Source organism: Enterobacter sp. FUJ80071, from assembly GCF_038739915.1.
Taxonomy (GTDB): Bacteria; Pseudomonadota; Gammaproteobacteria; order Enterobacterales; family Enterobacteriaceae; genus Enterobacter; species Enterobacter kobei.
In genome coordinates, this window is record NZ_JBBXKH010000001.1 from 299,175 (window position 1) to 314,084 (window position 14,910).

Sequence of the window (14,910 nt, forward strand, 5' to 3'; positions counted from 1 at the left end):
TTCAAATGCAAGCGGCAACTGTAGTCATTAACCGCCGCGCTCTGCGACACAACCTGCAACGTTTGCGTGAACTGGCGCCCGCCAGCAAGCTCGTTGCAGTCGTGAAAGCGAACGCTTACGGACACGGTCTTCTTGAGACCGCGCGAACGCTCCCCGATGCCGACGCCTTTGGCGTCGCCCGTCTTGAAGAAGCTCTCCGCCTGCGTGCGGGGGGGATCACGCAACCCATTTTGCTGCTGGAAGGCTTTTTCGAAGCCACAGACTTGCCTACGATTGCTGACCAGCATCTGCACACGGCGGTACATAACGAAGAACAGCTGTCCGCGCTGGAAAACGCCGAGCTGAGTGAACCCGTTACCGTCTGGATGAAGCTCGACACGGGCATGCACCGTCTGGGCGTTCGCCCGGAAAATGCGGAGGCGTTTTATCAGCGTTTGTGCCGGTGCAAAAACGTGCGCCAGCCCGTGAACATCGTCAGCCATTTTGCGCGTGCCGATGAGCCTGAATGTGGGGCAACCGAGCAGCAGCTCGATATCTTTAACACCTTCTGCGAAGGCAAGCCGGGAATGCGCTCGATTGCGGCTTCCGGCGGGATCCTGCTGTGGCCGCAGTCGCACTTTGACTGGGCGCGCCCGGGCATTATTCTTTATGGCGTGTCGCCTCTGGAGAGCAAACCCTGGGGGCCGGACTTTGGCTTTAAGCCAGTGATGTCGCTGGTCTCGAATCTGATTGCCGTGCGTGAGCACAAAGCGGGCGAGCCGGTGGGCTATGGCGGCACCTGGATTAGCGAGCGCGACACGCGCCTTGGCGTGGTGGCGATGGGCTACGGAGATGGCTATCCGCGTGCTGCACCGACAGGTACACCGGTGCTGGTCAACGGTCGCGAGGTCAACATTGTCGGTCGCGTCGCGATGGACATGATTTGTGTGGACCTTGGACCCGACGCCCAGGATAAAGCAGGTGATGATGTTGTGATGTGGGGTGAGGGCCTGCCCGTTGAGCGCATTGCTGAAATCACGAAAGTGAGTGCTTACGAACTTATTACTCGCCTGACCTCCCGGGTGGCGATGAAATACCTTGACTGAACCGTCTGTGAAGTGAGGTTATTAACCTCACTTCAACTTTATTAACATCCTCTCGACCTTCTCCCACTTCCGGTTTATTGTTGAAACTCCTGCCTCATCGAATTCCGGAGAACCATCGCGTGTTTCAGAACGTTGACGCCTATGCCGGCGACCCTATTCTCTCCTTAATGGAGCGTTTCAAAGAAGATCCTCGCAGCGATAAAGTGAACCTCAGCATCGGTTTGTATTACAACGAAGAGGGTATTATTCCTCAGTTACAAGCCGTTGCCGAAGCCGAAGCGCGTCTGAATGCGGTCCCGCATGGAGCGTCGCTCTATCTGCCGATGGAAGGGCTCAATGCGTACCGCAATACCATTGCACCGCTGCTGTTTGGGGCCGATCATCCGGTACTTGCGCAAAAACGTGTGGCGACCATCCAGACGCTGGGTGGATCGGGCGCGCTGAAAGTCGGTGCTGATTTCCTGAAAAAATACTTCCCGGATTCCGGCGTGTGGGTCAGTGACCCGACGTGGGAAAACCACGTCGCAATTTTTGAGGGCGCAGGCTTTAACGTCGAGACTTATCCGTGGTTTGACAGCGAAACCAACGGCGTGCGCGTTGAAGCCCTGCTGGAAAAACTGAAAACGTTGCCGGCGCGCAGCATTGTGCTGCTGCATCCGTGCTGCCACAACCCAACGGGTGCGGACCTCACCAATGCCCAGTGGGATGCCGTCATTGAGGTGCTCAAGGCTCGCAACCTGATTCCATTCCTCGACATCGCCTATCAGGGCTTTGGCGCCGGGATGGAAGACGATGCCTATGCTATCCGCGCCGTTGCGAGTGCCGGCCTGCCAGTGCTGGTGAGCAACTCTTTCTCGAAAATTTTCTCCCTGTATGGCGAACGCGTCGGCGGGCTGTCCGTGGTCTGCGAAGATGCCGAAGCTGCCAGCCGCGTGCTGGGTCAGCTTAAAGCTACGGTGCGCCGTATCTACTCCAGCCCCCCGAACTTTGGTGCGCAGGTTGTGGCGACGGTACTCGGTGACGAACAGCTGAAAGCTAGCTGGCTTGCCGAAGTGGAATCCATGCGTAAGCGCATTCTGTCGATGCGTCAGGAGCTGGTCAACGTGCTGAAAGAGGCGGTACCGGGGCATAACTTTGATTATCTGATCAGGCAGCGCGGGATGTTCAGCTACACCGGTTTGAGCGCCGCGCAGGTCGACCGTCTGCGCGACGAGTTCGGCGTCTACCTGATTGCCAGCGGCCGCATGTGCGTCGCGGGTCTCAATGCCAGCAACGTTCATCGCGTGGCACAGGCATTTGCTGCGGTAATGTAAGTACTCACTACGGTTTCTCCCTCTCCCTTTGGGGGAGGACATCAGGCCGCCGTGCAGTCTCATCGCCCGGTGGCGCTCCGCTTACCGGGCCTACGGGCTGGGTGTTCTCCCTCTCCCTGTGGGAGAGGGCCGGGGTGAGGGCATCAGGCTACTCAGGTCGATGTCTCGCTTTGTGATCGTCTTCTTTTTCTTCAGATTGATAATCAAAAACTCCTTTTCTTCACCTGCCGCTGGGGTTATGGTCGGATAGTTTTTTGACCATTCACTCAAAATAAAACGATAACGAACTGAATATTCAGGGGAAAATATGCGCAAGATCACCCTGGCGCTCAGCGCCGCCTGCTTATTGTTCTCACTTAATAGTGCCGTCGTCGCGCGCGCTTCTGCGCCAACGCCGCTTTACACCGGCACTACCGCTGCCATTCTTGCCGAACAGGCTCCTATTCACTGGGTATCCGTGGCCCAAATCGAAAACAGTCTGATGGGCCGCCCGCCCATGGCCGTTGGCTTTGATATTGACGACACCGTTCTGTTCTCCAGCCCGGGATTCTGGCGCGGCAAAAAAATGTATTCGCCGGACAGCGAAGCGTATCTGAAGAACCCGGCGTTCTGGGAAAAGATGAATAACGGCTGGGACGATTACAGTATCCCGAAAGAGGTCGCCCGGGCGGTCATTGCCATGCATGTGAAGCGCGGCGACAGCATTTACTTCGTCACCGGTCGTAGTCAGACCAAAACAGAAACCGTCTCCAGAACCCTGCAGGATGATTTCCAGATCCCGGCTGCCAACATGAACCCGGTCATTTTTGCGGGTGACAAAGAAGGGCAAAACACCAAAACCCAGTGGCTGGAGAAGAAAAACATCAAAGTGTTCTATGGTGATTCGGATAACGACATTACCGCGGCGCAGGATACAGGAGCCAGAGCGATCAGGGTGTTACGCGCCTCTAACTCGACCTATCGACCGCTGCCGATGGCCGGAAAATTTGGCGAAGAGGTGATTGTTAACTCGGAGTATTAAGCGTCTGGCCGCGAGTTTGATTCTTTTTTAATCAAATCTCGCTGCGGCGGGTTTTACCTTTCGACTTCTTGCTGCACACTTAGAAAGGTTCATCTTTCTAAACGGAGCAGCACATGTGGTATCAACAGACCCTGACCTTAAGCGCTAAACCCCGCGGGTTTCACCTGGTGACGGAGGAAGTCATCGGGCAAATCCGCGATTTGTCGCGCGTCAGAACGGGTTTACTGCATCTGCTGCTTCAACACACGTCAGCCTCCCTCACGCTTAATGAAAATTGCGATCCCACTGTCCGGTCTGATATGGAAAACCATTTTCTGAAGAGTGTCCCGGACAACGCCCCCTATGAGCACGATTATGAGGGCGCAGATGACATGCCTTCGCATATCAAATCTTCTCTGCTCGGGGTATCGCTGATGCTGCCGGTACACAACGGGCGGCTACTGCTGGGAACGTGGCAAGGGATCTGGCTGGGAGAACATCGCATTCACGGTGGTTCGCGTAAAATTATCGCAACGCTACAAGGGGAATAATGATGACAATTTCGGAGCTACTTCAGTACTGCATGAGTAAACCTGGCGCGGAGCAGAGCGTGCATAGCGACTGGAAAGCCACGCAGATAAAAGTGGGAGATGTGCTGTTTGCGATGGTGAAAGAGGTCGAAGGCCGCCCGGCCGCGTCGCTGAAAACCAGCCCGGAGCTGGCGGATTTGCTACGCCAGCAGCATGATGATGTGAGGCCGAGCAAACACCTGAATAAGGCGCACTGGAGCACGGTTTATCTGGATGGATCCCTGCCCGGCTCGCAAATTTACTATCTGGTGGATGCGTCTTATAAACAGGCAGTAGAGCTGCTGCCGGAAGCGACCCGACAACAACTCTCCGTCTGACATTACAGCAACGGTTTAAGGAAGCGCGCGGTGTGCGAGGCTTCGCACTCTGCAACGGTCTCTGGCGTACCGGAGACGAGGATTTCACCGCCGCCGCTGCCGCCTTCCGGGCCGAGATCGACAATCCAGTCCGCGGTTTTAATCACGTCCAGATTATGTTCGATGACCACAATCGTGTTGCCCTGATCGCGCAGCTGATGCAGCACGTCGAGCAACTGCTGGATATCCGCAAAGTGCAGACCGGTGGTCGGCTCATCCAGAATATACAGCGTCTGACCGGTGCCGCGTTTGGAGAGCTCACGCGCCAGCTTCACGCGCTGGGCTTCACCGCCCGACAGCGTAGTGGCGGACTGCCCCAGACGAATGTAGGTCAGACCGACGTCCATCAGGGTCTGCAGCTTACGCGCCAGCGCAGGGACGGCGTCAAAGAACTCGCGCGCCTCTTCGATGGTCATGTCCAGCACTTCGTGGATGGTCTTGCCTTTGTACTTAATTTCCAGCGTTTCGCGGTTATAGCGTTTACCTTTGCACTGGTCGCACGGGACGTAGATATCCGGCAGGAAGTGCATCTCAACTTTGATGACGCCATCGCCCTGGCACGCTTCACAGCGGCCGCCGCGCACGTTAAAGCTGAACCGTCCCGGCGTGTACCCGCGTGAACGCGCTTCCGGCACGCCGGCGAACAGTTCACGTACGGGCGTGAAGACGCCGGTATAGGTCGCCGGGTTCGAGCGAGGGGTTCGGCCAATCGGGCTCTGGTCAATGTCGATAACCTTATCGAAATGTTCCAGCCCCTGAATGTCTCGGTACGGCGCGGGCTCGGCCAGCGTCGCACCGTTCAGCGCCGTCTGCGCAATCGGGAACAGGGTATCGTTAATCAGCGTCGATTTACCGGAACCGGACACGCCAGTGATGCAGGTAAACAGGCCAACCGGTAGCGTCAGCGTCACATCTTTCAGGTTGTTGCCGCGCGCGCCGGTCAGCTTCAGCACTTTTTCCGGATCTGCCGCTACGCGCTGTTTTGGCACCTCAATCTTACGCTTGCCGCTCATGTACTGGCCGGTCAGCGACTCGGGTACCGCCATAATGTCTTTCAGCGTCCCTTCCGCGACCACCTGACCGCCGTGTACGCCCGCGCCAGGACCAATGTCGATCACGTGATCCGCAGCGCGAATCGCGTCTTCGTCGTGCTCCACCACAATCACCGTGTTACCGAGGTTGCGCAGGTGGACCAACGTGCCGAGCAGACGTTCGTTGTCGCGCTGGTGCAGGCCGATTGACGGCTCATCCAGCACGTACATCACGCCCACCAGGCCTGCGCCAATCTGGCTGGCCAGGCGGATACGCTGGGCCTCACCGCCGGACAGCGTTTCTGCCGAGCGGGAAAGCGTCAGGTAGTTCAGACCGACGTTCACCAGGAACTTGAGACGATCGCCAATCTCCTTCAGCACTTTTTCAGCGATTTTTGCGCGCTGACCGGAGAGCTTCAGGTTGTTGAAGAAGTCCATCGCGTGGCCGATGCTCATGTCTGAGATGGTCGGCAGCGCCGTGTTTTCGACAAAGACATGACGCGCTTCGCGACGCAGACGCGTGCCTTCACAGGTGGCACAGGAGCGGTTGCTGATGAACTTCGCCAGCTCCTCGCGTACCGCGCTGGATTCGGTCTCTTTGTAGCGGCGCTCCATATTGTGCAGCACCCCTTCGAACGGGTGGCGACGCACGGAGGTATCACCGCGATCGTTCATGTATTTGAACTCGATGTTCTCTTTACCGGAACCGAACAGGATCACTTTGTGCACGTTCGGGCTGAGGCTGGCCCACGGCGCTTCCACATCGAACTTATAGTGCTCCGCCAGCGATTTCAGCATCTGGAAGTAGTAAAAGTTACGCTTATCCCAGCCGCGAATGGCGCCGCCTGCCAGCGACAGCTCAGGGTTCTGGATCACGCGGTCCGGGTCGAAATACTGCTGTACGCCCAGGCCGTCGCAGGTTGGGCATGCGCCTGCCGGGTTGTTGAACGAGAACAGACGCGGTTCCAGCTCGCGCATGCTGTAGCCGCAAATCGGGCAGGCAAAGTTGGCGGAGAAGAGCAGCTCTTCCGCTTTCGGGTCGTCCATATCGGAAACAACGGCGGTACCACCGGAGAGTTCCAGCGCCGTTTCGAACGATTCCGCAAGACGCGTCGCGAGGTCTTCACGCACCTTAAAGCGATCGATCACCACCTCAATGGTGTGCTTTTTCTGCAGCTCCAGTTTTGGCGGATCCGACAGGTCGCACACTTCGCCGTCAATACGGGCGCGGATATAGCCCTGGCTTGCCAGGTTCTCCAGCGTTTTGGTGTGTTCGCCTTTACGCTCTTTAATAATTGGCGCCAGCAGCATCAGGCGTTTGCCTTCCGGCTGCGACAGCACGTTATCCACCATCTGGCTCACGGTCTGCGCCGCCAGCGGGACGTCGTGGTCCGGGCAGCGCGGCTCACCCACGCGCGCATACAGCAGACGCAGGTAGTCGTGAATTTCAGTAATGGTACCGACCGTTGAACGCGGGTTATGCGAAGTCGACTTCTGCTCGATGGAGATCGCAGGCGATAACCCTTCAATATGATCGACATCCGGTTTTTCCATCAGCGACAGGAACTGACGCGCGTACGCGGAGAGAGATTCAACGTAACGACGCTGTCCTTCGGCATACAAGGTGTCGAAAGCCAGTGAGGATTTGCCAGACCCCGAAAGCCCGGTCACGACGATGAGTTTGTCGCGAGGGATTATGAGGTTGATATTTTTGAGATTGTGGGTGCGGGCGCCCCGAACTTCGATCTTATCCATTCACCTTTCCCGGTTGAAACACGGATTGCCTGGTTTGTTTGAAGGACAAACGGCTGTCAGAAACGGCTAATTATGACACAATTTAACCTGTTTGAATATACAGTATTGGAATGCATTTTCTGATTCGCTGTGTAACAATGTCGAGTTCGCGTGAGATTTCGGAACCGACTACGCAACTATGCAAATTGCCGCGTGGAAATGGTACACTCGCGCGTTTACACTATTAAGAAACGTATTCAGGAGACACGAACATGGCCAGCAGAGGCGTAAACAAGGTGATTCTCGTCGGTAATCTGGGCCAGGACCCGGAAGTACGCTACATGCCGAGTGGTGGCGCAGTTGCCAACATTACGCTGGCTACTTCCGAATCCTGGCGTGATAAAGCGACCGGTGAGATGAAAGAGCAGACTGAATGGCACCGCGTGGTGCTGTTTGGCAAACTGGCAGAAGTTGCCGGTGAGTATCTGCGTAAAGGTTCTCAGGTCTATATCGAAGGCCAGCTGCGCACCCGTAAATGGACCGATCAGTCCGGCGCTGAGAAGTACACCACCGAAGTTGTGGTAAACGTTGGCGGTACCATGCAGATGCTGGGCGGCCGTCAGGGCGGTGGCGCGCCAGCAGGTGGCGGTCAGCAGCAGCAGGGCGGTTGGGGTCAGCCTCAGCAGCCACAGGGCGGCAACCAGTTCAGCGGCGGCGCACAGTCTCGTCCGCAGCAGCAGTCTGCTCCGGCACCGTCTAACGAGCCACCAATGGACTTCGACGACGACATCCCGTTCTAGGATTTACCTAAGAACATTTAGTCATGAATTTTCTATCAAGCCTCTGTTAATACAGGGGCTTTTTTTGTATTCGACATATCAAAACCGTCAAATTTTTTATTGACCCTATTTTAGGATATTATGGACCTTGCAATTGTGTAAAGTTTATGGGGTGTAGGTGCATGAAGAATCACTACGGGCTTAAAACATTTATTATGGACAGTGGCGAGCGCTACTGCATAGTGATGAATCGCTCTTCTGGCCTTCCCGTGTATTACCCTACTCTTTATTTAACAACACAACTCCGCAATAGGGGGGATGCTTTTTCAACGATGTCAGCGGCGGCTAGCAACCTAATTGTTTTGCTCCGCTTTTTAGATATTCGTGGAATTGACCTTGAACAGCGTTTTTTGACCAAAAATTTCTTAAAACCACATGAGCTGGACGACCTGCGAGATTTTGCTCAGCGTAAGCAAGCAAAGAAGTCATTAAATACATCCTCTACCCTTTGGCTTGATGAGCCGGAGTCCGATATTGTTGATAACGGAACACAGCATTCTAGGCTGACAACGTGTGCCAACTATTTACACTGGTATGCGATGCATATTTTAAAGACGGCAGAACTGGAAGTGGTCCAGCAGATCGACGCTATGGTGCAACAGATAAAGAAGCGCAGGCCTTCTAAACAGCGCAGAAGCAGTGAGCTACTAGATAGATCACTGAGTGATATTCAATTGGATTCACTATTTGAAGTTATCCTTCCTGGATCCAAATTAAATCCTTTTTCAATTGAAGTGCAGCGCCGAAATCGGCTGATGATCTTGCTTCTGTTTTATCTTGGTATTCGGGGTGGTGAATTATTGAATATCAGAATACAGGATGTTGATTTTAGTACTAACAGGATCCGTATTGTTAGGCGAGCAGATGAGCGGGCTGACTCTAGAACCAATGAGCCTAATGCCAAAACCAGAGAACGACTCTTACCGTTGTCTGAATCTTTAGTTCTAGAACTGCATAGTTATATCATTCAAGTGACCTGCCCCCACGATTAGATACAACACTCAGTTAGTAACGTCGGAATCTTCATTCTCAGAATGACCCTTTCTCCAGCCCGCTGCAAATTCAGACGGTGTCTGATAATTCAGCGTGGAGTGCGGGCGGCATTCGTTATAATCCTGCCGCCAGTCATTAATAATTTTCCTGGCATGAACGATATCGCTGAACCAGTGCTCATTCAAACATTCATCGCGAAATCGTCCGTTAAAGCTCTCAATAAATCCGTTCTGCGTTGGCTTGCCCGGCTGGATTAAGCGCAACTCAACACCATGCTCAAAGGCCCATTGATCCAGTGCACGGCAAGTGAACTCCGGCCCCTGGTCAGTTCTTATCGTCGCCGGATAGCCTCGAAACAGTGCAATGCTGTCCAGAATACGCGTGACCTGAACGCCTGAAATCCCAAAGGCAACAGTGACCGTCAGGCATTCCTTTGTGAAATCATCGACGCAGGTAAGACACTTGATCCTGCGACCGGTGGAAAGTGCGTCCATGACGAAATCCATCGACCAGGTCAGATTGGGCGCCGCCGGACGGAGCAGCGGCAGACGTTCTGTTGCCAGCCCTTTACGACGTCTTCTGCGTTTTACGCCCAGGCCACTGAGGTGATAAAGCCGGTACACGCGCTTATGATTAACATGAAGCCCTTCACGGCGCAGCAACTGCCAAATACGACGGTAGCCAAAACGCCTGCGCTCCAGTGCCAGCTCAGTGATGCGCCCTGATAAATGCGCATCAGCAGCCGGACGGTGAGCCTCATAGCGGCAAGTCGACAGGGATAAACCTGTAAGCCTGCAGGCACGACGTTGCGACAGACCGGTCGCATCACACATCAACATCACGGCTTCCCGCTTCTGGTCTGTCGTCAGTACTTTCGCCCCAGAGCCACCTGAAGCGCCTCTTTATCCAGCATGGCTTCGGCAAGCAGCTTCTTGAGTCTGGCGTTCTCTTCCTCAAGCGACTTCAGGCGCTTAACTTCAGGCACCTCCATACCGCCATACTTCTTACGCCAGGTGTAAAACGTGGCATCGGAAATGGCATGCTTGCGGCAGAGTTCACGGGCGGGTACCCCAGCTTCGGCTTCGCGGAGAATACTGATGATCTGTTCGTCGGAAAAACGCTTCTTCATGGGGATGTCCTCATGTGGCTTATGAAGACATTACTAACATCGGGGTGTACTAATCAACGGGGAGCAGGTCAATCTGACCTGCTCCCGGTTGATTAATATACCGTGATTTTTTTTCGTCTATAATTGCCTGTCCCCTTTGCTGGAGTGGACATATCAAAAACAGGCAATTACACAACTTTAATTACAGTCTCTAGTGACGGAGAAAGACGCTAATGACAATGCTTCAATAATTAAGATATATTATTGAGAACTATTTTCTTGTGACTTTATATTTATTGCTCTGTTTTATACGAAAGATATACTCCCCATTTAAATCAAAAAGTGTCAGTAGGTGGGGTTATTTTTTCATATTGTGACGGCTGTCATTTTTTATTTGCTACATTTTTATTTAAATATAACATGTTATGGGTTAATTTATTGATTGGTGGAAGAACTCAGTAAGGGAATGAAATGCTTAAAAAATTTAATTATATTAAAAAGTTGGGTGTATTTGATAACTTTATTTGGGATCAGCAAGTCTTAAATAAAGGAGGCGCAGTTCAAAGCTTTGTTGATATTAATATAATATATGGTAGAAATTACTCAGGAAAAACAACACTTTCTCGTATTATTCGCTCCTTAGAAAAAGGAAACATCTCAGATAAATACGGCACCCCTTCGTTTAATTTAAAGTTTGCAGATAATGTTGAAGTAACTAATAATAATCTTTCTACTCATGATAAAAAAATCCGTGTATTCAATGAGGATTTTATCCGAGACAATCTGCGCTTCATCAGTAACCCTGAAGAGAGTATTGAGTCTTTCGCTATCCTTGGCGATGATAACAATAAGATAGAAGTGGAGCTAGCAGAATTAAATTTAGAATTAGGAATTAATGACGAAGGGAAAGAAACTGGTTTATATGCAAATAAAAAAATGGCAACTATAGATTATAACGATGCTTCTTCGAAACATAAAATTGCTAGCGATAATTTGGATAAGCAATTGACAAATAAAGCTACAGGTAAAGATATTGGAATAAAATATAAACCTGAGCGTTATGGAGAACAGAATTACACGATAGTAAAGCTTAAAAATGAAATTACAGAGGTAAATAAAAGCAGTTATAAACCGCTAAGCGATGAAGAGTTAGAGAAATATGACAAGTTGATCTCTGAGAGAGTGTTGCCAAACTTACCGAAATTTAAAACTCCAGACCTTAATTTAAAATCTTTTGAGGAAGATGCTGAGAAACTCATTACTAAAAAAATTAGTGCATCTGACAAGATTGATGAGTTAGTCAAGGATGCAATCTTAAATCGATGGGTTAATGAGGGGCGAAGACATCATAGAGATAAGCATGAGAAATGTGCATTTTGTGACAATACAATATCATCGGAAAGATGGAGCAAGCTTGATAAACATTTTGATGAAGAGTCAGAGCAGTTAGACAGGGATATTAACTTACTTATTACAAAGATCACGGACGAAAAAAGGACAATAAGAAATTTATTATCAGTAAATAAATCTTTATTTTACACAAAATTTCATAATGAACTGGATGATTTTATTTTAAATTTAAATGCTGCCTATAAAAATTATGAGCTGTCGCTAGACAGCCTGATTCAGCAACTCAATGTTAGACAGCAAGATACATTAAACTCTAAGGATTTTGATATACCTTTTGACTCTACACCTCAATTGAAGAATATTTGGAGTCAATATTCGGAAATTTGCATTAAATCGGATATGTTTACCAACTCATTAAGCACTGAACAAGCTAAAGCGAGGAAGCTTCTAAGATATAATGAGGTTTATAACTATCTAATTACAATAGATTATAAAAACTTGAGTAGTTCTGTAACTGAGCTGAAAATTAAATCAGATAACTCATACAATGAGCTTGCACATATTACTAGAACGATCGCCCAGAAGCAATCATTAATTACTGAAAAGAAACGTGAGCTAAATGATGAAGCGAAAGGGGCAATGAAAGTTAATGAATATTTGAACAACTTCTTTGGTCATAGATTCTTATCGCTTGAAGCTTTAAAAGAACAGACTGACGATACTAACCGTACTCAAATTAGATTTGAAGTTATGAGGGACGGAAAAAAAGCTTACCATCTAAGTGAAGGGGAATGCAGTCTTTTGGCATTTTGTTATTTCCTTGCTAAATTGGACGATATCGAAACACGAGATTCGAAGCCAATTATTTGGATTGACGATCCAATTTCTTCATTGGATGGCAATCACATATTTTTTATTTACAGTTTATTGAATGCAGAGATTGTGTCTTCAGGGAAGTTTAAACAGTTATTTATTTCAACGCACAATCTTGACTTCCTAAAGTATCTTAAAAGATTAAAGGATAACTTTATAGATGAGAATAATAAGAAGATTAGCTTCCAAAAGGCCTTTTTTGTTGTTGTAAGAAATGATAAGGAATCTAGTATTCAAGTTATGCCATCATATTTAAAGGATTATGTTACAGAGTTCAACTATCTTTTTCATCAGATTTATAAATGTTCCAGTATTAGCTCTGTAGATGATACTAATTATATTACCTTTTATAATTTCGCAAATAATGCGAGGAAGTTTTTTGAAATATATCTATATTATAAATACCCAGATCAAGGGATGAATGAAAGTACGCTCAGGCTGTTTTTTGGTGAGAATAAAATTCCGGCCATCTTATCCGACAGAATTAATAATGAGTATTCACATTTGTGTGGTGTATTTGAACGCGGAGCTACCCCGGTGGAAGTGCCTGAGATGCAAACAGCTGCGCTACAAATCATTGAAAGACTCAAAGAGGATGAGGATCAATATACTGCATTATTAAATAGCGTTGGTGAGCATATGGCAGCTGCCATGTAGCGATTTGAGTTTGGTACATTGCAATAGCTTTTATAAATTTAGGCTCCTCGAACAGGAGCCTTTTTAAAATTAAAATAGCGTGATACTTACGAAAATCAATCAGTGAAATGCAACTTGGCTCTACGCTCTTGCATGTTGACTCCATGGTTAATTCTTTGGTTACCACAGATATAACAAGAACATGCACAAGGTGTGCGATAAGTCTTCCCTACAACGGTAGAACCCGGTATTTGAACCGTTACAGCCCAATATTTTTTTCGCTTAGATTTTAATCGATATACCTGATGGCGACGCCAGGCTCTACTTCTGACCATTTCAATTTACTCCAATTTTCTGGCGCGGCGTTGTACCGCGTCCCTATTTGTGCATGGAGTTCAATATCAATCTGATTTTTCAAGAATACCTCGAAATCTATCAATGGTGAGAAATATTATACCAATCTTTGCCCAGCGGGTGAATTGTAAGTATCCCTGCAAAACGAACCATTCACTTTTAGAGATCTTCCGACATACTGATTATGTCTTCTGAGGAGATCGCCATGCGTAAAGCCCGATTCACCGAACACCAGATCATTGTCGTTCTGAAGTCCGTCGAAGCGGGACGTACCGTTAAGGATGTCTGCCGTGAAGCCAGTATTTCTGAAGTCATCTATTACAACTGGAAAGCGAGGTTTGGCGGCATGGAAGCGTCTGATATCAAGAAGATGAAAGACCTGGAGGATGAAAACCCGCGATTAAAACAGATGTTTGCTGATCTCAGCCTTGAATGCCGGGCACTGAAAGACGTTATCGAAAAAAAGCCTTAAAACCAGCGATAAAGCGGGAGCTCGTCAGCTATCTGACGGCACAATTTGCCATGAGCCTGCAGGACATTATCGCTGAGCAGGACGGTCTATGTTTACCAGCCCGATACCCGGCGCGTTGAACCGATGATCCAGTTGCTGACTGAACTGGCAGAGCGCTACCCGCGATACGGTTTTAAGAAGTTGTTCCAGTTGCTGCGCAGGCAGGGTAACACCTGGAATCATAATCGCGTTCACCGGATTTATTGCCTGCTGAAACTGAATTTTAGCCGCAAGGGAAAGTAGCGTCTGCCGGTACGCAACCCAGCGCCACTGGTGACGCCTGAAGCACTTAATCAGAGCTGGTCGATAGACTTTATGCATGTTGCACTCGTCTGCGGTAGGCGTTTCCGTACCTTCAATGTGGTGGATGACTTTAACCGCGAAGCCCTCGCAATAGAAATTGATCTGAATATCCCGGCGCAGCGGGTGGTCAGAGTACTGGACAGAATAGTGGCGAACCGGGGGTATCCTCTGAAACTGAGGATAGACAACGGCCCGGAACTGGTCTCGCTGACATTTGCGCAGTGGGCTGAAGAGCATAGTGTGGCACTGGAATTTATCAAGCCGGGTAAGCTGACGCAGAATGCATTTATCGAACGGTTCAACCGGACGTACCGGACAGAAATTCTGGATTTTTACCTGTTCAGAACGCTGAATGAAGCACGGGAAATCACGGAACGCTGGCTGAATGAATACAACAGCGAGCGTCCTTATGAATCCCTGAATAACCTGACGCCGGTGGAATACCGGCTTATAGCTTAAAACCGGAACTCTCAAAAAGTGCGAGGAACTAAAACAGGTGTGCTTACAGTGGGGTCTGTTGCCTACGCACGATTCTAGGGCGAAGACGATGAAGACGAGCTTGTTGGTCGTCAGCTTTTTGCAGCAGGGTTAGTCCAGGGCTTACTGACCGAGATTAAGAGGCAACGGGCAATCTAACGAAAACAGAATGGCCCGTACAAACTTGGTTTTTTGGCTGTTCCAGTTTCTCACTAGTTGCTGACAAAATGTAATGTTTAACAGGAATTGATATGAAAAATTTTACAAAAAACATTACATTTTATGTATTTTCTTAGGTATCAAGGCATCAGGAGCCATTTACATATAGTCTGTTATTATTACTGACACATTCATTCG

The 14,910-nt window shown here is 49.5% G+C and carries 10 protein-coding genes and 1 pseudogene; 9 read left to right on the forward strand and 2 right to left on the reverse strand.

Annotated features, from left to right (window positions below):
• Positions 1 to 5 precede the first annotated feature (5 nt).
• From alr to AAER43_RS01415, 5 genes are all read left to right on the forward strand, one after another.
• Positions 6 to 1,085 (forward strand): alanine racemase, encoded by a 1,080-nt coding sequence (gene alr / locus AAER43_RS01395; RefSeq protein ID WP_014882146.1) that lies wholly within the window; start codon positions 6 to 8, stop codon positions 1,083 to 1,085.
• Positions 1,086 to 1,204: 119 nt separating this feature from the next.
• On the forward strand, positions 1,205 to 2,398 hold the full coding sequence (tyrB, locus tag AAER43_RS01400; protein WP_050862181.1) for an aromatic amino acid transaminase: 1,194 nt from the start codon (positions 1,205 to 1,207) through the stop codon (positions 2,396 to 2,398).
• 307 nt (positions 2,399 to 2,705) lie between these two features.
• Positions 2,706 to 3,419 carry an acid phosphatase AphA gene (gene aphA, locus AAER43_RS01405; RefSeq protein ID WP_014882148.1) on the forward strand — a complete coding sequence of 238 codons (714 nt, stop codon included), beginning with the start codon at positions 2,706 to 2,708 and terminating at the stop codon, positions 3,417 to 3,419.
• 113 nt (positions 3,420 to 3,532) lie between these two features.
• Positions 3,533 to 3,949, forward strand: a complete 417-nt coding sequence (locus AAER43_RS01410) for a secondary thiamine-phosphate synthase enzyme YjbQ (protein WP_014882149.1) — start codon at positions 3,533 to 3,535, stop codon at positions 3,947 to 3,949.
• 2 nt (positions 3,950 to 3,951) lie between these two features.
• Positions 3,952 to 4,305, forward strand: coding sequence for an MmcQ/YjbR family DNA-binding protein (locus tag AAER43_RS01415; RefSeq protein WP_014882150.1), 354 nt, complete (start codon positions 3,952 to 3,954; stop codon positions 4,303 to 4,305).
• 2 nt (positions 4,306 to 4,307) lie between these two features.
• On the opposite strand, the gene uvrA is transcribed toward AAER43_RS01415, so the two are convergent.
• Positions 4,308 to 7,130: an excinuclease ABC subunit UvrA gene (gene uvrA, locus AAER43_RS01420; RefSeq protein ID WP_023331804.1), complete on the reverse strand. Its 2,823-nt coding sequence runs from the start codon at positions 7,128 to 7,130 to the stop codon at positions 4,308 to 4,310.
• 251 nt (positions 7,131 to 7,381) lie between these two features.
• On the opposite strand from uvrA, the gene ssb1 reads away from it, so the two are divergent.
• Positions 7,382 to 7,909, forward strand: a complete 528-nt coding sequence (gene ssb1, locus AAER43_RS01425) for a single-stranded DNA-binding protein SSB1 (protein WP_014882152.1) — start codon at positions 7,382 to 7,384, stop codon at positions 7,907 to 7,909.
• A 161-nt stretch (positions 7,910 to 8,070) separates the two neighbouring features.
• Positions 8,071 to 8,940, forward strand: a complete 870-nt coding sequence (locus AAER43_RS01430; protein ID WP_204377930.1) for a site-specific integrase — start codon at positions 8,071 to 8,073, stop codon at positions 8,938 to 8,940.
• Between the two features lie 9 nt (positions 8,941 to 8,949).
• Here the strand turns inward: AAER43_RS01430 and AAER43_RS01435 are convergent.
• Positions 8,950 to 10,070 (reverse strand): IS3-like element ISSen4 family transposase gene (locus AAER43_RS01435; protein WP_087451024.1). Its coding sequence is split into 2 segments (ribosomal slippage): positions 8,950 to 9,812 and positions 9,812 to 10,070, totalling 1,122 coding nucleotides; the frame shifts between segments, so codons are not numbered across the junction.
• 450 nt (positions 10,071 to 10,520) lie between these two features.
• Between AAER43_RS01435 and AAER43_RS01440 the strand changes: the two genes are divergently transcribed.
• Together AAER43_RS01440 and AAER43_RS01445 are read left to right on the forward strand one after the other, a co-directional pair.
• The gene (locus tag AAER43_RS01440; protein ID WP_342701797.1) at positions 10,521 to 12,929 is read left to right on the forward strand and encodes an AAA family ATPase; all 2,409 of its coding nucleotides are present in this window, start codon (positions 10,521 to 10,523) and stop codon (positions 12,927 to 12,929) included.
• A 538-nt stretch (positions 12,930 to 13,467) separates the two neighbouring features.
• Positions 13,468 to 14,567: pseudogene (locus AAER43_RS01445) on the forward strand (IS3 family transposase).
• The last annotated feature ends 343 nt before the right edge of the window (positions 14,568 to 14,910 follow it).

Excerpts from the sequence above, each read along its gene's own strand:
- alr (WP_014882146.1), top strand. The coding sequence starts at position 6 with ATGCAAGCGGCAACTGTAGTCATTAACCGCCGCGCTCTGCGACACAAC.
- aphA (WP_014882148.1), top strand. The coding sequence starts at position 2,706 with ATGCGCAAGATCACCCTGGCGCTCAGCGCCGCCTGCTTATTGTTCTCA.
- AAER43_RS01410 (WP_014882149.1), top strand. The coding sequence starts at position 3,533 with ATGTGGTATCAACAGACCCTGACCTTAAGCGCTAAACCCCGCGGGTTT.
- AAER43_RS01415 (WP_014882150.1), top strand. The coding sequence starts at position 3,952 with ATGACAATTTCGGAGCTACTTCAGTACTGCATGAGTAAACCTGGCGCG.
- uvrA (WP_023331804.1), bottom strand. The coding sequence starts at position 7,130 with ATGGATAAGATCGAAGTTCGGGGCGCCCGCACCCACAATCTCAAAAAT.
- ssb1 (WP_014882152.1), top strand. The coding sequence starts at position 7,382 with ATGGCCAGCAGAGGCGTAAACAAGGTGATTCTCGTCGGTAATCTGGGC.
- AAER43_RS01430 (WP_204377930.1), top strand. The coding sequence starts at position 8,071 with ATGAAGAATCACTACGGGCTTAAAACATTTATTATGGACAGTGGCGAG.
- AAER43_RS01440 (WP_342701797.1), top strand. The coding sequence starts at position 10,521 with ATGCTTAAAAAATTTAATTATATTAAAAAGTTGGGTGTATTTGATAAC.